This window comes from Pseudomonas multiresinivorans, from assembly GCF_012971725.1.
GTDB classification, from domain to species: domain Bacteria; phylum Pseudomonadota; class Gammaproteobacteria; order Pseudomonadales; family Pseudomonadaceae; genus Pseudomonas; species Pseudomonas multiresinivorans.
Genome location: NZ_CP048833.1, coordinates 4,956,895 through 4,973,898, shown reverse-complemented (window position 1 = coordinate 4,973,898; position 17,004 = coordinate 4,956,895). Strand labels below are relative to the sequence as shown.

General features: G+C 64.1%; 15 protein-coding genes. 10 read left to right on the top strand and 5 right to left on the bottom strand.

Annotated features, from left to right (window positions below; translation table 11 throughout):
• Window positions 1-92 precede the first annotated feature (92 nt).
• Both G4G71_RS22760 and G4G71_RS22755 read left to right on the top strand, forming a co-directional pair.
• On the top strand, window positions 93-1,367 hold the full coding sequence (locus G4G71_RS22760) for a hypothetical protein (RefSeq protein ID WP_169940365.1): 1,275 nt from the start codon (window positions 93-95) through the stop codon (window positions 1,365-1,367).
• A gap of 22 nt (window positions 1,368-1,389) precedes the next feature.
• Window positions 1,390-1,674 (top strand): GNAT family N-acetyltransferase, encoded by a 285-nt coding sequence (locus tag G4G71_RS22755; RefSeq protein ID WP_024765462.1) that lies wholly within the window; start codon window positions 1,390-1,392, stop codon window positions 1,672-1,674.
• Window positions 1,675-1,908: 234 nt separating this feature from the next.
• Here the strand turns inward: G4G71_RS22755 and G4G71_RS22750 are convergent, their stop codons facing one another.
• Window positions 1,909-2,985 carry a 3-deoxy-7-phosphoheptulonate synthase gene (locus G4G71_RS22750; protein ID WP_169940363.1) on the bottom strand — a complete coding sequence of 359 codons (1,077 nt, stop codon included), beginning with the start codon at window positions 2,983-2,985 and terminating at the stop codon, window positions 1,909-1,911.
• A 180-nt stretch (window positions 2,986-3,165) separates the two neighbouring features.
• The gene (locus tag G4G71_RS22745) at window positions 3,166-3,585 is read right to left on the bottom strand and encodes a PilZ domain-containing protein (protein WP_169940361.1); all 420 of its coding nucleotides are present in this window, start codon (window positions 3,583-3,585) and stop codon (window positions 3,166-3,168) included.
• Between G4G71_RS22745 and G4G71_RS22740 the strand changes: the two genes are divergently transcribed.
• The 5 genes from G4G71_RS22740 to cysB all read left to right on the top strand — a co-directional run bounded on the left by G4G71_RS22740 (window position 3,584) and on the right by cysB (window position 7,570).
• Window positions 3,584-3,970 carry a thioredoxin family protein gene (locus tag G4G71_RS22740; RefSeq protein WP_169940359.1) on the top strand — a complete coding sequence of 129 codons (387 nt, stop codon included), beginning with the start codon at window positions 3,584-3,586 and terminating at the stop codon, window positions 3,968-3,970. The genes G4G71_RS22745 and G4G71_RS22740 overlap by 2 nt on opposite strands.
• Window positions 3,970-4,917 carry a putative 2-dehydropantoate 2-reductase gene (locus tag G4G71_RS22735; RefSeq protein ID WP_169940357.1) on the top strand — a complete coding sequence of 316 codons (948 nt, stop codon included), beginning with the start codon at window positions 3,970-3,972 and terminating at the stop codon, window positions 4,915-4,917. Before G4G71_RS22740 ends, G4G71_RS22735 begins: the two co-directional genes overlap by 1 nt.
• Before the next feature lie 17 nt (window positions 4,918-4,934).
• Complete coding sequence (locus tag G4G71_RS22730; protein WP_054908489.1) at window positions 4,935-5,846, top strand: 5'-nucleotidase; 912 nt, start codon at window positions 4,935-4,937, stop codon at window positions 5,844-5,846.
• 96 nt (window positions 5,847-5,942) lie between these two features.
• The gene (locus G4G71_RS22725) at window positions 5,943-6,428 is read left to right on the top strand and encodes a universal stress protein (protein WP_054908490.1); all 486 of its coding nucleotides are present in this window, start codon (window positions 5,943-5,945) and stop codon (window positions 6,426-6,428) included.
• A gap of 167 nt (window positions 6,429-6,595) precedes the next feature.
• On the top strand, window positions 6,596-7,570 hold the full coding sequence (gene cysB / locus G4G71_RS22720; protein WP_024765699.1) for an HTH-type transcriptional regulator CysB: 975 nt from the start codon (window positions 6,596-6,598) through the stop codon (window positions 7,568-7,570).
• Between the two features lie 164 nt (window positions 7,571-7,734).
• On the opposite strand, the gene G4G71_RS22715 is transcribed toward cysB, so the two are convergent.
• A complete protein-coding gene (locus G4G71_RS22715; protein ID WP_081520589.1) occupies window positions 7,735-8,079 on the bottom strand; it encodes a hypothetical protein in 345 nt (114 codons plus the stop codon).
• 85 nt (window positions 8,080-8,164) lie between these two features.
• Window positions 8,165-8,899 carry a phosphoadenylyl-sulfate reductase gene (locus G4G71_RS22710; RefSeq protein ID WP_169940355.1) on the bottom strand — a complete coding sequence of 245 codons (735 nt, stop codon included), beginning with the start codon at window positions 8,897-8,899 and terminating at the stop codon, window positions 8,165-8,167.
• Window positions 8,900-9,088: 189 nt separating this feature from the next.
• On the opposite strand from G4G71_RS22710, the gene thrH reads away from it, so the two are divergent.
• Window positions 9,089-9,706, top strand: coding sequence for a bifunctional phosphoserine phosphatase/homoserine phosphotransferase ThrH (gene thrH, locus G4G71_RS22705; protein ID WP_024765701.1), 618 nt, complete (start codon window positions 9,089-9,091; stop codon window positions 9,704-9,706).
• A 159-nt stretch (window positions 9,707-9,865) separates the two neighbouring features.
• Here the strand turns inward: thrH and pabB are convergent, their stop codons facing one another.
• Window positions 9,866-11,209, bottom strand: coding sequence for an aminodeoxychorismate synthase component I (pabB, locus tag G4G71_RS22700; protein WP_169940353.1), 1,344 nt, complete (start codon window positions 11,207-11,209; stop codon window positions 9,866-9,868).
• Window positions 11,210-11,372: 163 nt separating this feature from the next.
• Here pabB and G4G71_RS22695 point away from each other — a divergent pair, with 163 nt between their 5' ends.
• Both G4G71_RS22695 and G4G71_RS22690 read left to right on the top strand, forming a co-directional pair.
• On the top strand, window positions 11,373-14,081 hold the full coding sequence (locus tag G4G71_RS22695) for a winged helix-turn-helix domain-containing protein (RefSeq protein ID WP_169940351.1): 2,709 nt from the start codon (window positions 11,373-11,375) through the stop codon (window positions 14,079-14,081).
• Window position 14,082: 1 nt separating this feature from the next.
• Window positions 14,083-16,806: a winged helix-turn-helix domain-containing protein gene (locus G4G71_RS22690; protein WP_169940349.1), complete on the top strand. Its 2,724-nt coding sequence runs from the start codon at window positions 14,083-14,085 to the stop codon at window positions 16,804-16,806.
• The last annotated feature ends 198 nt before the right edge of the window (window positions 16,807-17,004 follow it).

Genomic DNA, 17,004 nt, shown 5'->3' with positions numbered 1-17,004 from the left:
TTCGGACAGCGTTCGTGGAGCGGTCCTAGGCGTACTGTTAAGCTGCCAGTATCGCTGCGTCCCGCTCTCGCACAATCCAGGATGTGCTTGCCATGTCGAAGATTCTCAAGTGGTCCCTGTTCGCCGTCGTGGCGATCGCCCTGATCATCAAGGCGTCGCTCTGGCTCTCCGTGCGTAGCGTGGTGAACGACGCCATTGCCCGTATCTCGCCGCTCATGGAGATCACCTATGGCGGCATTTCCTCGTCCTTCGACGGCCGCGTCGGGCTGCAGAACGTGGTGATCAGGGTGCCGATGGCCGGTGACAGCCTGAAGGTGTCCCACGCCCAGCTGAAGTTCAATGGCCTGCGTGAGCTGCTCAGCTTCAAGGAGCGTCTGGGCGAGGGCAAGCTGCCGGAGCAGATGGCAGTGGACCTCAAGGGTGTGGAACTGCAGATCCACGGCCCGTTCATGCAGTCGCTGTATGCCGAACCGGCGGAGAAGAGCGCCTTTACCGCCATGAGCGAAGTGGCCTGCGGCAACGTGCGCAACATCGGTGTCGATGAACTGCTACAGATGGGCTACCGCACCCTCGAATCGGACATCGAATTTTCCTATCGCATGCAGCCGGGCGCGCAAACCCTGACCTTCGATCTGCGCAGCGATACCCGCGACATGCTGGACATGCACACCAGCATGACGCTGATGAACGTCTCCGAGCATCCTGGCGACATGCGTGTGAACCCACCGCGGGTGTCTCAGGTCGTCGTCGAGATGAACGACAACCAGTACCAGCGCCGCGTCAGCGAGTTCTGCCGGGGCAAGCTCGGTGTGGACCAGAAGGCTTATACCGCGCTCTCGCTGGAGCAGTTCGACAAGGCGCTGCGCCAGCAGCGTATCGCCTTGGACAAGCCGGTGCTCGAGGCTTACGGCCGTTACCTGGAAGACCCGCGCTCGCTGCGCGTCGAGCTGACCCCCAGCGAGGGAATGGCCTGGGACGGCCTGCAATTTTTCGAGCCCAAGGATGTGATTCAGATGCTGCATCCGGTCGTCTTAGTGAACCAGCAGTCGGTAACACCGCTGGGATTCGCCTGGGTCGATCCGCTGAAGAAAAAAATCACGCCGGAAAGCCAATATCAAATGGTTTCGGCCCAAGAAACGGTTGAGTCGCAGGCCAGAACGCAGCAATATGAGTTCGTTAGCGTTGAAAGCCTTGCCCAGTACACCGGCAAGCGCCTGCAGTTCATCACGTTCGATGGTGCCTATTACCAGGGTGTGCTGCACAAGGTGGAGAACGGTCGAGTCTATATCACGGTCCTGATGGGGACTGGCTCGGCAGAAATGTTCCTCCGCCTGAACAAGATCAATCAGGTGCGGGTCATGTTGTGAGGACCCCGGAAGGAGAGAGCAAGTGAGTGAGTCGTTGTCCATCCAGCATGATGAAACCAGCCACCAGTTCGTAACGACTGTTGATGGTCATCGCGCCTATCTGGCCTACATGGATCTGGGCAAGCAGACGCTCGACATCTATCGCACTTTCGTTCCGGACAGCCTCCGCGGCCGCGGCATCGCTGCCGCTCTCACCGAGCACGCGCTGCAGTTCGCCGAGCGCAAGGGTTACAGCGTCATCCCGTCGTGCTCCTACGTGGAGCGCTACCTGGAGCGCCGCCAGCGCCACACCGATACCGCGCTCTGATCATCAGGGCGCAGAAACGAAAAGCCCGGCCGATGCCGGGCTTTTTCATACCTGATGGAATTCCATTTCCGGCAGCGTCGGCAGTTCTGTAGGAGCGAGCTTGCTCGCGAACGGTGTTTCTGCCCAGCATCAAGCGACTCGCGAGCAAGCTCGCCCCTACAAAAAGCACCGGTGCGGAATTTGCCAAAGAAAAAGCCGGGCATTTGCCCGGCTTTTTCGTTTGCGCCTGGTGCGTCAGCCGCGCTGGCGCTTGGGCAGGACTTCCTTGAGCTTGGCATGCATGCTGCGCACGGCCTTCTCGGTGGTGTCCCAGTCGATGCAGGCGTCGGTGATCGACACGCCGTACTTCAGCTGGCACAGGTCTTTCGGGATCGGCTGAGCGCCCCAGCCCAGGTGGCTTTCCACCATCAGGCCGACGATGGAATTGTTGCCTTCGGCGATCTGGTTGGCGACGTTGTCCATCACCAGCGGCTGCAGGGCCGGGTCCTTGTTGGAGTTGGCGTGGCTGCAGTCGACCATCACGTTGAGCGGGATCTTCGCCTTGGTCAGTTCCTGCTCGCACAGGGCGACGCTGACCGAGTCGTAGTTCGGCTTGCCGTTGCCGCCGCGCAGCACAACGTGGCCGTAGGCGTTGCCCTTGGTGGTGACGATGGAGACGCCGCCTTCCTGGTTGATACCCAGGAAACGGTGCGGGCTGGAAACCGACTGCAGGGCGTTGATCGCCACGGTCAGGCTGCCGTCGGTGCCATTCTTGAAGCCGACCGCCGAGGACAGGCCGGAAGCCATCTCGCGGTGGGTCTGGGATTCGGTGGTACGCGCGCCGATGGCCGACCAGCTGATCAGGTCCTGCAGGTACTGCGGGGAGATCGGGTCGAGCGCTTCGGTGGCGGTGGGCAGGCCCATCTCGGCGAGGTCGCGCAGCAGCTGGCGGCCGATGTGCAGGCCGTCCTGAATCTTGAAGGAGTCGTCCAGGTACGGGTCGTTGATCAGGCCTTTCCAGCCGACGGTGGTGCGCGGCTTCTCGAAGTAGACGCGCATCACCAGGAACAGGGTGTCGGAGACTTCCGCGGCCAGCACCTTCAGGCGCTCGGCGTATTCGTGGGCGGCCTTGATGTCGTGGATCGAGCAGGGGCCGATCACCACGAACAGGCGGTGGTCCTTGCCGTCGAGGATGTCGCGGACGACCTGGCGGCCATTGGCGACGGTGCGCAGGGCGGCATCGGTCAGGGGGATTTCGCGCTTGAGCTGCTCCGGCGTGATCAGTGTCTCGTTGGAGGCAACGTTAAGGTCGTCGATCTGTAAATCAGCCATCGTGGTACTCAATCAGGTCACGGGTGCCGGCCGCCAGAAATCCCCGTGCGATGGGGCGCAGGCAAATGTGTCGCTAAGGGGAACCCGAACCTTAACCGTTCAGGCGTGGCCCCGACAATGGCTCGATGCAGGAAAGTGCCCGCAACACGGGCATTTGCGCAACTTTCTGCGTTGGGTCGATCAGACCGCGCAAAACAATGGGAAGTCCGCGGCGTTCTGCGCGATCCACTCCAGCGCCAGGTCCTCGAAAGGCAGGCTGTTGCCGCTGGCCCGCTCCAGTTGCCGCCGGTACTGCTCGATCTGGCAGACCTGCTCCACCATGCGTGCCCGGAACAGCGTGTCTTCGTCGATGAAGGCGATGCCCACGCGATAGTCGCTGGCCTGCTTGCGGCTCCAGGCAATGATGCCGGGATAGCGGGCGGAGTCGCCCAGCAGGGGAATGCGCAGTTCGATGGAGGTGCCGCGGCGAAAGCCCCGTGGCGAATTGCACGCGACGCCGCCCAGGCTGATATTGTGCAACCGCTGGCGCGGCAGGAAAGTCTGTTTGCGGATGACCAGCTCAACCGGAAAATCGCAAGGGTGACGCAGGAACTGACGCATGACGGAACGCTCCGACTGCAATCTTTATAGTGTTGGCACCTTGAGTATAGTGCCGGCCCTGGAGCTGACCGACCTGGATGCCGACCGCCGGCTGCTTGAGCTGCCGGGCGTGTCGCTGCTGATTTTCACTGGTGAAGGCTGCGCCACCTGTCGCTGGGCGCGGCAGGCTCTGCCACAGCTTCAATTGCCGGTGGATCGCCTGTGCTGGATCGATGCCGGGCACAGTGGCGGCCTGGTCGAGCGCTATGAGGTCTTCCACCTGCCATCCCTGTTCCTGGTGCGCGACGGCCACTTCCTGGGCCCTGTGCATGCGCCACTGCGCCCTGAACCCCTGATCCAAGCCCTGCGCGCTGCCCTGTCGCGCCCTGCTGAGGAGTTGCCTTGATGAATCTGCGAATCGGCATCATCGGAACCGGCGCCATTGGCGGTTTCTACGGCCTGATGCTGGCCCGCGCCGGCCACGACGTGCATTTCCTGCTGCGTAGCGAATACCCCGCCGTTGCGCAGAACGGCCTGCGCCTGAACAGCCAGGTGCATGGCGCACTGAGCCTGGCGCCAGTGAATGCCTACGCCGACGCGGCGAAGATGCCGCCCTGCGATTGGCTGCTGGTGGGCGCCAAGACCACCAGCAACGCCGACCTCGCACCGCTGATCATTCAGGCCGCTGCACAGGGGGCGAAGGTCCTGCTGCTGCAGAACGGCCTCGCCGTGGAAGACGAATTGCGTGCTCTATTGCCCGAGCACATCCATCTGCTGGGCGGCCTGTGCTTCATCTGCGTGCATCGCGCCGAGCCGGGTGTGATCGAGCACCAGGCCTTTGGCGGCGTCAACATCGGCTATCACTCCGGCCCTGCCGACGAGGCCGAATCGCGCCAGGCGATCGTGGAGGAGGGCGCCGCACTGTTTCGCAGCGCCGGCCTGGACTCCAATGCCATGCCGAACCTGGAGCAGGCGCGCTGGCAGAAGCTGGTCTGGAACATCCCCTACAACGGCCTCTCCGTACTGCTCGACAGCGGCACGCGGGCGATCATGGACAACCCCGACAGCCGCGCCCTGGTCGCCGAACTGATGGAAGAAGTGATTGCCGGCGCCGCCGCGTGCGGGCATTCGCTGCCTTCAGGCATTGTTGGTGCCATGCTCAGCTCCACGGATGCCATGCCCGACTACCTGCCGAGCATGTACCATGACTTCGCCCAGCGCCGACCGCTGGAGCTGGGCGCTATCTACGCGGCACCGCTGGAAGCTGCACGCCGGGCCGGGTGCGAATTGCCGAAGATCGAGGCGCTGTATCGCGCGCTGCGCTTCATCGACGCGCGCAACCAGGCTCGCTGACGAACGCCGGGGGAAGCATGGCAAAAGGGTTGGGCGACAAGCTGGTGGTGGCGATTTCCTCGCGGGCGCTGTTCGATCTGCGGGAAAGCCATCAGGTCTATGAAAGCGAGGGTGTCGAGGCCTATCGCCAATATCAGATCGCCCGCGAGGACGAAGTCCTGCCGCCAGGTGATGCATTCGCCCTGGTGCAGAAGCTGCTGGCCCTCAATGGCGGGACCGACAGCGCGCCGGTGGAGGTCATCCTGGTCTCGCGCAACAGTGCCGACACCGGCCTGCGCGTGTTCAACTCCATCCAGCATTACGGCCTGGGCATCTCGCGCGCCGCCTTCGTCGGCGGTCGCAGCCCCTATCCGTACCTCAAGGCGTTCAACTGCCACCTGTTTCTCTCGACCCACATCGAGGATGTGCGCAACGCGCTGGATGCCGGCTTCGCCGCGGCAACCATCCTCTCCGGCGGCACCCGCCGGGAGGCCAATGGCGAGCTGCGGTTTGCCTTCGACGGCGATGCCGTGCTGTTCTCCGACGACTCCGAACGCGTCTACCAGCAGGGCGGGCTTGAAGCTTTCCAGACCCACGAGCGCGAGTCCGCCCGCGAGCCGCTGGGCGGCGGGCCGTTCAAGCCCTTCCTGGCGGCGCTGAACCGGGTGCAGCAGGCTTTCCCGCAGGAGTCCTGCCCGATCCGCACTGCTCTCGTCACTGCGCGGTCCGCCCCGGCCCACGAGCGGGTGATCCGCACCCTGCGCGAGTGGGACATCCGCCTGGACGAATCGCTGTTCCTCGGTGGTCTGGACAAGGCCGCTTTCCTCGAAGCCTTCGCCGCGGACGTGTTTTTCGACGACCAGCCGATGCACTGCGAGAAGGCCCGGGAGGTGGTGGCTACCGGCCATGTCCCCCATGGTGTGAGCAACGAGAAGAAGGTCGCCGGATAGCCGCTCGGCCGCGACATCCGGCCTTCTCGGAGCGATTCGCGTTCTCCTGCTACGCTGCTGGATAGGCCCCGCCGCGCAGGCTGTCGAGGAGGCCGCATGATCCGATCGATTCTTTACGCCACTGACCTCGGTCTCTACGCCCCCTACGTCCTTCAGCACGCACTTTCGCTGGCCCGCGCCTACGGAGCCGAGGTGTATGTCGTGCACGCGGTGGAGCCGCTGGGGCTGTTCGCCGAGTCCGTCCTGCAGACCTATCTGGACGAAGGCACGCTGAACGAGATGCGCACCAATGGCCTGACCAACGTCATGGGCAGCATCGAGCAGCGGGTGATGGAGGGGTTCCGCGACGAACTGGGGGAAGCGCGCCAGGACGCCGAACTGATCCGCTCGGTGCGCGTGGTGCAGGGGGATGCGCCGATGGTGATTCTCGATGAAGCCAAGCGCCTGGGCGTCGACATCATAGTCGCCGGCAGCCACAGCCACGGGGAGGGGCTGAACACGCCACTGGGGCGCACCGCCGGGCGGCTCGTGCAACTGGCCGAGGTGCCGGTCTACCTGGTACCGATGCTGCAGCATCGCTGAGCGCTTTGTGACGATACGTCGGGCAAGCCCGGAATTTGCGTGGGGCTTTAGACGAATGGCATGCAGGGCAAAAAAAAACGTCTAGTTTTATTCCTTAAACCATTAATATGGTTATAAAACGACAAGCCCCTGATCGCGGGTCGCGACATTCATTTCGAGGAAAGTCCATGAAGCTTCAGCAACTGCGCTATATCTGGGAAGTCGCGCACCACGATCTGAACGTCTCGGCCACCGCCCAAAGCCTCTATACCTCCCAGCCCGGCATCAGCAAGCAGATCCGCCTGCTGGAAGACGAGCTGGGTGTCGAAGTCTTCGCCCGCAGCGGCAAGCACCTGACCCGCGTCACCCCAGCCGGCGAGCGCATCATCACCACGGCCGGCGAGATCCTGCGCAAGGTCGAGAGCATCAAGCAGATTGCCCAGGAGTTCTCCAACGAGAAGAAGGGCACCCTGTCCATCGCCACCACCCACACCCAGGCGCGTTATGCGCTGCCTGGCGTGATCAGTGGTTTCATCAAGCAGTATCCGGACGTCTCCCTGCACATGCATCAGGGCACGCCGATGCAGATCGCCGAGATGGCCGCCGACGGCACCGTCGACTTCGCCATTGCCACCGAGGCGCTGGAGCTGTTCGGTGACCTGATCATGATGCCCTGCTACCGCTGGAACCGTTGCGTGATCGTGCCCCAGGGCCACCCGCTGACCAAGGTGCCGAAGCTGACCCTGGAGCTGCTGGCCGAGCAGCCCATCGTTACCTACGTGTTCGGCTTCACCGGCCGCTCCAAGCTGGACGAGGCCTTCAACCAGCGCGGCCTGGTGCCCAAGGTGGTGTTCACCGCGGCCGACGCCGACGTGATCAAGACCTACGTGCGCCTGGGCCTGGGCGTCGGTATCGTCGCCCACATGGCGGTCGATCCGAAGCTCGACAGCGATCTGGTGATGCTCGACGCCAGCCACCTGTTCGAATCCAGCGTGACCAAGATCGGCTTCCGCCGCGGCACCTTCCTGCGCGGTTTCATGTGCGACTTCATCGAGAAGTTCGCCCCGCACCTGACCCGCGACCTGCTGGCCAAGGCGGTGCAGTGCCACAACAAGACCGAGCTGGACGAACTGTTCGACGGTATCGAGCTGCCGGTCTACTGATCGCGCTCGTAGCAGAAAAAAGCCCGGCATCTGCCGGGCTTTTTCATGTCAGCGGATGCGTGAGCGCAGTACTGGGAATGCTCGGGCGCATGCGATCCGAACCGTCGGCCTTGTGTCTCAGGGCGGGCAGAATTGGGCCATCAAGAAAGCGCCAAGGCCGAGGTTTACAGGCGATCCAGGTCGTCGCGCTGGGCGAGTTCGGCCAGGGCCTCGCGTGAGTCCAGCGGTAGCTCTCCGCGGCCTTCGAGCACCTCGTGGAGGAAGCTCATGAACACCGTGTAGACGACCTCGCGGCCGTCATCGTGACGAACGACGAAGAACGGTGCGGTGTCCACGCCGTACTGCGCGGCGACCAGCCAGCCGGTGCTGGCGGGGTTGCGCTCGTCGGCGACGAGGGTGCGGTCGATGCGGCTCAGGTAGCCGCCCTTGACCAGGCGTTCGTGTACTTCGCGGCACTTGCGGCAGTCCTGGCCATCGGCCAGGACCTTTTTCACCAGGGTGATACGCATGGGATCGACTCCGCCGCAGGCGTGCAGGAGTCCGATCCTGGGCTGCGGGCTGACAAGGAATTTTCCGTCAGCCGAGGGTAAGGCTTCAGGCCTTGCTGATCAAATTGCCAGCGTGCAGGCCGCACTCTTTCTGCGTGGCTTCTTCCCACCACCAGCGGCCTTCGCGCTCGTGCTGGTTCGGTAGCACGGGGCGGGTGCAGGGCTCGCAGCCGATGCTGATGAAGCCGCGCTCATGCAGGCTGTTGTAGGGGATTTCCAGCATGCGGATGTAGGCCCAGACGTCTTCGCTGCTCATGTTGGCCAGCGGGTTGAACTTGACCAGCGGCTTTTCCGGAGTGGAGAAGGCGCCGTCCAGCTCGACCACGGCGACCTGGCTGCGGGTGCCGGGGCTCTGGTCCTTGCGCTGGCCCGTGGCCCAGGCGGTGACGGTGGACAGCTTGCGCTTGAGCGGCTCGATCTTGCGGATGCCGCAGCACTCGCCGTGGCCTTCCTTGAAGAAGCTGAACAAGCCCTTTTCCTTGACGAACGGCTCCAGCAGGCGGGGGTCCGGGGTCATCACTTCGATGGCGATGCCATAGTGCTCGCGGACCTGTTCGATGAAGCGGTAGGTCTCCGGATGCAGGCGGCCGGTGTCCAGGCTGAATACCTTGACGTTCTTGTTGAGCTTCCAGGCCATGTCCACCAGCACCACGTCCTCGGCGCCGCTGAAGGAAATCCACAGGTCGTCGCCGAAGTGCTCGAAGGCAAACTTCAGGATGTCCTGTGGGGATTTGCTGGCGTAGCTCGCGGCGATTTCCGCGATATCGAACGGGAGGCTCATCAGGTGGTATTCCTAGTTTTAATGGCGCAGTGCGCTCTGTGGGCGCGATGGTAGCAAAGAGGCGGATATGCCCCTAAATAACCATCAGAAAGGTCGACTGTGGTGTTTGGGTATAAGTGCCGCGTTGCGCCGCTTGGAGCGAGCGGCTAGAGTGCCGCCTCTCAAGTCAATCCTGCGGGGAAATCGTTCGTGGAAATCGCCTGTCTCGACCTGGAAGGGGTTCTGGTTCCGGAAATCTGGATCGCCTTCGCTGAAAAAACCGGTATCGAAGCGCTCAAGGCGACGACTCGCGATATTCCGGACTACGACGTGCTGATGAAGCAGCGTCTGCGCATCCTCGACGAGCACGGCCTGAAGCTTTCCGACATCCAGGAAGTGATCGCCACCCTGAAGCCGCTGGAAGGCGCTGTGGAGTTCGTCGACTGGCTGCGTGAGCGCTTCCAGGTGGTGATCCTCTCCGACACCTTCTACGAGTTCTCCCAGCCGCTGATGCGCCAGCTCGGTTTCCCGACCCTGCTGTGCCACAAGCTGATCACCGACGAGACCGATCGCGTGGTGGATTACCAACTGCGTCAGAAGGATCCGAAGCGTCAGTCGGTCATCGCCTTCAAGAGCCTGTACTACCGTGTCATCGCCGCTGGCGATTCCTACAACGACACCACCATGCTCTCCGAGGCCCACGCCGGCATCCTGTTCCACGCGCCGGAAAACGTGATTCGCGAGTTCCCGCAGTTCCCGGCGGTGCACACCTATGAGGACCTGAAGAAGGAATTCCTCAAGGCGTCCAATCGCCCGCTCAGCCTGTAAGACCGGCTGTGACGAAAAAGCCCCGCATTAGCGGGGCTTTTTCTTGTCGGCTTCTTTGTAGGAGCGAGCTTGCTCGCGAATCACCCAACATCGATGTGGCCGGTGGATCTGTTCGCGAGCAAGCTCGCTCCTACAGTTGTTCAGCCGGCGATATCAGGGTTACAGACTCTCCAGAGTGCGCAGCAGCACGCCCACCTTGGTCAGCGACTCTTCGTATTCTTCCTCCCAGTTGGAGTCGGCCACGATGCCGCCGCCGGCCCAGCAGCTTGCCTGGCCGTCCTTCACCAGTACGGTACGGATGGCGATGGAGCTGTCCATCTCGCCGCGCACGTCGAGGTAGAGCAGGCTGCCGCAGTAGATGCTGCGCTGGGTCGGCTCCAGCTCGTCGATGATCTGCATGGCGCGAACCTTCGGCGCGCCGGTGATGGAACCACCGGGGAAGCTGCCTTCGAGCAGGTCCAGCGCGTCCTTGCCGGCCGCCAGTTCGCCGCGCACGCTGCTGACCAGGTGGTGGACGTTGGGGTAGGTCTCCACCGCGAACAGCTCGGGTACACGCACGCTGCCCGGCCGGCAACTGCGGCCCAGATCGTTGCGCAGCAGGTCGACGATCATCAGGTTCTCGGCGCGGTCCTTCTCGCTGGCAAGCAGGGCTTCGGCGTTGAGCCGGTCGGCCTCGGGGGTATCGCCGCGCGGGCGGGTACCCTTGATCGGGCGGGTTTCCACTTGGCCGCCGTGAAGCTGGATGAAGCGCTCCGGTGACAGGCTGAGGACGGCGCCTTCAGGCAATGCCAGATAGCCGGCAAAAGGCGTAGGGCAAGCCTCGCGCAGGGCGCGGTAGGCCAGCCAGGGTGAGCCGCTGCAGGGGGCGCGGAAGCGCTGGGTGTAGTTCACCTGGTAGCAGTCGCCGGCCAGGATGTAGCCGTGTACGCGTTCCAGCGCCTCGCGGTACTGCTCACGGGTCAGGTCCGGCCGGAACGGCGCTGCCAGCCGGAAGGGTGGCAGGGCGTTGCCATCGTGAGCGGCTTCGAACAGCCTGATCAGGCGCTCCCGCCCGTCCGCAGCCAGCGCAGGATGGAATACCAACCGGCTGCTGCGTTCCTCGTGGTCGGTGACCAGCGCCCAGGCATACAGGCCCAGGCGCGCATCGGGCAGGGCGAGGTCATCCAGGTTCGGTTCGGGCAGGTGCTCGACGCGCCGGCCGAAGTCATATCCGAGATACCCGATCATTCCGCCGACGAATGGCACATCGACAGTATCGGGTACTCGAGCTTCGCCCAGGCTCTGCAGGGCACTTCTGACGCGAGCGAAAAAGCGGTTGGCCGATTCTCCGGCCAAAGGTGCCAACTCTGCCAATGGCCAGGCGCTCAGAAGGTCATAGCGTCCACGTGTGGCAATGGGTCGACCGGCGTCCAGGAGGACGGCGCCGGGTGCGTGGTGGATCAGGTTAAAGCGTTCGCCCGGATCTTCCTGGTAGGGAAGAGGGTGTATGGAACAGTAGGACATGAGCAGAAGTGTGCGGTCTGTAAGGTGTTCAGGAAGGGCTGGATTGTTGATCCTAGAGCTGTCTTCAGTCGTTTACGTAGGAAAGGCAATCTGATAAGAATTGATGCATCCCACGCGGACCAAGCTCCGTACCAACAACGATAATGACATAGGGATACAGGCCGTGGATGTAGTGCTCGAACCCGCAGCCGGCAGCCTTCTGCGCTCCAGATTAACACCCCCTCGGGTGCCTGCTGATTATTTGATTCGTCCCGCGGTCCAGAATGCCCTGGACCGTCATCCTTATGCCTCGATACTGCAGTTCTGCGCGCCGGCCGGTTTCGGCAAGACCACCGCGCTGGCGGCGTTGGCTGGCAAGCGTGCGAGCGAAGGCCACCGGGTCGCCTGGCTCTCCCTGGAGAGTGACGACGACGACCCTGGCCGTTTCTGCCTGAAGCTCATCCAGGCGCTGGCCACTGCCGTGCCGGGCATCGGCGAGGATGCGCTGGGCTACGTGCGCAACACCATGCGCGTGCCCGTGGTCGCGGTCATGGAAAGCCTGCTGATGGACCTCTCCCGCGACGAGCGCAAGGTCCTGCTGGTACTCGACGACCTGCATGAGATCACCCATTCCGACGTCTTCGCCGGCCTCAATCGCCTGGTGCAATACGCCCCCCCCGGCCTCACCCTGGCCATTGGCAGCCGCTCGCAGCCGCCGCTGAACCTCGCCACCTGGCGCGCCAAGGGCCTGCTGCTGGAAGTCGGCCAGGACGAGCTGCGCCTGTCCCGCGACGAAACCCGCGAATACCTGGCCCGCGATGGCCTGCAACTCGAAGATAGCTGCCTGCAGTCGCTGCACAACCAGACCGAAGGTTGGATGGCAGGGGTTCACCTGGTCAGCCTGTGGTTGCGCCATCAGTCTGGCGCGCCGGAGGACCTCAAGCTGCTCAGCAGCGACAAGGCGGCCGTGGGCGATTACCTGCTGCGTGCGGTGTTCGAGCGCCTGCCTGCCGATGTGCAGGGCGCGCTGCTCTCGCTGGGGATTGCCAATCGCCTGAACGGCGACCTGGCCAACACCCTGACCGGCCGCCAGGATGGCCAGGCGCTGCTGGAGCACCTGGACAGCATGCAGCTGTTCCTCCTGCCGCTGGATCGTGACCGCCAGTGGTACCGCTTCCACCAGTTGTTCGCCGACTTTCTCCGGGCCCGCCTGCGCGAGCGCGATCCGGAACGCTTCAAGCAACTGCACTTCAACGCCAGCCTGTGGTTCACCAACCACCACATGCCGACCCTGGCCATCGAGCACGCCTGCCTCGCCGAGGACCCGGAGATGCTCGCCGCGCTGGTGGACGGATGCGGCCTGGAGCTGATCAACCGTGGCCAGCTGTACCTGATTTCGCGCTGGCGCAAACATGTGCCCAACGAGATCGCCGAGCGCTACCCGATCCTTGTGCTCAGCGACGTCTGGACCCGTGCCACCGAGCTCAGCCTGCCCGAAGCCAACCGCATGATCGACGAGCTGCTGGCGCGTTGGGGGGACTCGCGCGGCAGTGGCCCGATGGGCAACCAGTACCTCTCGGCGCTGGCGGTAAAAGCCGTGCTGGCGCTGCAGAAGGATGACCTGGAGCAGTGCATCACCCTGGCACGTAAGGTGGAGAGCCAGCTGGGGCAGAACTCGGCGTTCCTCGAAGGCGCTATTCTGCTGATCGCCGCCTTCGCCCAGGTCGTGCGTGGCCAGGCGGAGCAGGCGCGTCGGCTGATGGGGTTGGCGCAACAGCGCAATCACTTCCTCGACGGCCGTTACCTGCACATGCAGCAGTGCACCATCGAAGTGGTGCTGGCGCTCGAGCAGGGCCAGGTCAAGCAGGCGCAGATGCTCATCGAGCGCGTGCGCGAGCAGGCCATGCCGCTGTTCGACAAGCGCTCCCAGGCTCTGGCGCTGCCGGCCATCGCCGAAGCGCTGACCGCCTACTACCGTACCGAGCTGGACGGCCTGGAAGAGCGCCTGCGCTGGGCGCTGGGCCGGGTCGATGTGGTCAATCCCATCGATCTCTATGCCCAGGGCATGCAGTGCCTGGCGCGCATCCAGCGCCTGCAGGGGCGCGGCAAGGAGGCGCTGGCCACGCTGGGCCTGATGCAGACCCTGGCCTCGCGCAACCAGTCCTGGCGCTTTTTTGCCATGGCAGTGGGCGAGGAGATCAACCTGATCCTCCAGGAAACCGCCACCGATCGCTGCAAGCGCGCCGAGCAGCGCCTCAAGGCCATCGACTGGGCCAAGCTCGCCAGCCACTACAAGCAGATGCCGTTCAACCCGGTGCTCTGGGTACAGGGCATCAGCCGGGTTCGCCTGCTTCAGGCGCGCGGGCACTTCAGCGAGGCGCTGCACGAAATCACCCAGCTGCGCGGCATGCTGCAGCCGGGCTGGCACGGCCTGCAACGGCTGCGCCTGGACCTGCTGGCAGCCTTGAGCTACCAGCGCCTGGGCTATCAGGAGCGCTCCCACAGCCTGCTCGGCCAATGCCTGGTCGGCGCCGAGCGGGAAGGGGTGCGGAGCATTTTCATCGAGGAAGGCGAGGGGATTCGCCAGTTGCTGCAGCAGCTGGAATCCACCGAGCGACAACCGGCGCTGCAGGTCTTCATTCGCGGAATGTTGACCGTCTGGCCGGGGCAGGAAGCACGCAGGTCACCCGAGGTGCTCGAGGAAGGTCTGACCGACCGCGAGCGCGAGGTGGTATGCCTGGCGGCCCAGGGACTCTCCAACGAGGAGATCGGCCAGCAGCTGTCGCTGGCCCTGGGCACCGTCAAATGGCACCTGCACAACATCTACGAGAAGCTCAAGGTGCGCAATCGGACCCAAGCGATACGCCGTGCCCGCGAGCTGAGTCTGCTCTGACATGACGACCCTGACCACACTGCCGCAGCAGCCCATGCCGCTGCTGCGCACCAAGCTGTTCCCGCCGCGCACCGACAGCGATTCACTGCTGCCGCGTCGCGCGCTGATCGATCGCCTGTATGCCAATCGCCAGCAGCGCGTGCTGATCCTCAGTGCACCGGCCGGCTTCGGCAAGAGCACCATTCTCAGCCTGTTCCGCCAGCGCCTGATGCAGAGCGGGGCACGGGTCGCCTGGATGTCCTGTGACGAGGGTGACAGCGAGCCGCAGCGACTGGTGCAGTACCTGGTGGCGAGCATTCGCAGCGTCGAGGCGGACTTCGGCACCAACACCTCGAACCTGCTGCAGTCGGACATGACCCTGCCGCTGGAAGGCATCATCGACGCCTTCCTCTCGGATCTCAGCCGCCTCGACGGGCCGCTGTACCTGTTCCTCGACGACTTCCACCAGATTCGCCACCCGGCCCTGGCCCACGGCGCGCGCTACCTGATCGAGCACCTGCCGGACAACATCCGCCTGGTCACCAGCACCCGTTATCGTCCGCGCTTCCTGGTGGACGAGCCGGGCCTGGCGCCCTGGGCCTTCTGCCTGAGCGGTGACGACCTGCGCCTGACCCGCGAGGAAACCGACACCTTCCTCACCGAACTCAAGGGCCTGGCGCTGAGCGACAGCGAGCTCAAGCTGCTGCACAAGCGCACCGAAGGCTGGATCACCGCGCTGCACCTCGCGGCGCTGGCGCTGGCGCGCAATCCGGATCGAGTTGCGCTGCTCAAGGGGCTTTCCGGCACCGAGCGCGACCTTGCCGATTACCTTGCCGAGGACGTGCTGCGCAGCCTGCCCGAACCGCTGCAGCAGTTCCTCGACCAGACCTCGGTGCTCGACGAGTTCTGCGCCGAACTGTGCAATGCCCTCACCGGGCGCCGCGATGGCCTGGACATGCTGATGCGGCTGCAGAACGAGCAGTTGTTCATCATTCCGCTGGACGACCAGCGTGAGTGGTTCCGTTATCACCATCTGTTCGCCGAATTCCTCCAGGGCCGCCTGGCGCGCAACTCCGACCCGACGCCGCTGCTGCACGCCGCGGCGCGCTGGTGCGAGAGTCGCGACATGGCCGACCGCGCGATCAAGTACGCCCTGCGCGCCCGTGACTATGCGTTTGCCGCCGACCTGCTGGAGCGCCAGGGCGCCAAGCTGATCGCCGGCAATCGCGTCTACGGCATCCTCGGCATGCTCGGCAGCATTCCCGCCGAGGTGATTCGTGAGCACCCGGTGTTCCAGATCTTCTACGCCTGGCAGCTGGCCTTCGAGCAGAAGTTCGCCGAGGCCGAGGCGTTGATCGAGGAGCTCAGCGTCCGGCTGCTGCAGGGTCAGGGCAAGGTGCGCCACTTCGGCATGGCCGAGTTGCTCGCCGTGGCCCAGGTGCTGAAGGCGCTTGTGCTGCTCTACCAGGACAAACTCGAAGCCTGCCTGAAGGTGGCGCGCCAGTGGCTGGCGCTGGTGCCGGGCAATCAGCCGGTGTTTCGCGCCAGCCTGTCGTGCATTCAGGCGGCGGCCTATGCCCTGCTGGGTGACTATGCCGAGGCGGCCAACGCCATCGGTGTTGCCCGCGACTGTCTGCGCATGGCCGATAGCGAATACCTGCAGGTGGTGGTCAGCATGATCGAAGCGCTGATCTGCAAGGAGCGCGGCGAACTGGAGCGCGGCCGGACCATTGCGGAAAGCGCGCGCAGCCGCGTGGAACGGGTCTTCGGCCGGCGCAGCCGGGTCGGCGGACCGCTGTCCCTGGCCTATGCCGATCTGCTGTACGAGCAGGATCGCCACGCCGCGATCCTCGCCGAATTGCCGCTTGCCACCACCTGGCGCGATGTCGCCACGCCGGTGGAGCTGATCAGCCGTGGTCAGCTGGTGATGGCCCGGGCGCGTTTCTTCGCCGGTGAAGCCGAACAGGGGCTGGCCCAGCTCGACGAATGGCTGGTTGGCCTGCAGTCGCCGGGCTACGAGCGGGTGCATGCGTTGGCCATGAGCTGCAAGGTGCAACTGCTGCTGTGGATGCGCCGGCCGAACGAGGCCGAGCGGGTGTGCCTGCAGTTGGCGCGGCATCTCTCCGGGCTCAACGCCGAGCGCTATGCCGACGCCCACTCCGCACTGGTGATGGCGGAGGCGCGCCTGGCACTGTCCGAGCGCCACGCCGAGCGTGCCCAGCAGCGTCTGGAATCGTGCCTGGCGGGCTTTACCTCGCCTTACCAGCGCGACCGGCGGCTGCGTCTTTCGCTGTTACTTTCTGTGGCGTATTGGCAGAAAGGTAACAGCGAAAAAGCCTTCGCTTTGTTCGCTCCCACCCTGGAAGAAGCCTGGAACTTGGGCTACCGGCGCCTGTTCCAGGACGATGCGCTGTGGCTGCTGCCGCTCTGGGAGGCCTGGAAGGTGGCGGAACCCAAGCGTGCCTCGGCCTGGCAGGGGGTAGCGGAAATGCTCCGAGAGCAGTGCCGCAGACTGTCTGTCGATCCAGAAAGTTTCGATGAAAATCAAGATGTTAGCCATCGCGAGCGGGAGATCCTGCGACTCGTCGCGGCGGGCTTGTCGAACCGGGATATCGCCCAGGCGGTGCACCTTTCGGAGGCCACCATCAAGTGGCATCTGCACAACCTGTTCGCCAAGCTCGGCGTGCGCAGTCGGACCCAGGCGGTTCTCAAGGGGAAGAGTCTGGGATTGCTGAGCGAAGCTTGAGTCAGACGGTTGGTTTTGCGCCATCCCTTGGATGGGCTGGCAGGTTCACGGCGGGTCAGTAGCTTGGAGATCAGGACGCGAAGCTTCGTGCTTCACGAATCCATGCCCGCGGCGCCTAAGGAAGAAGTCGTGGGTCTGGAAGATCGGCAACAGCCGGTCAACCTGCAGCGGGGTAGGACGCCCCTTGCAGTGCCTGGG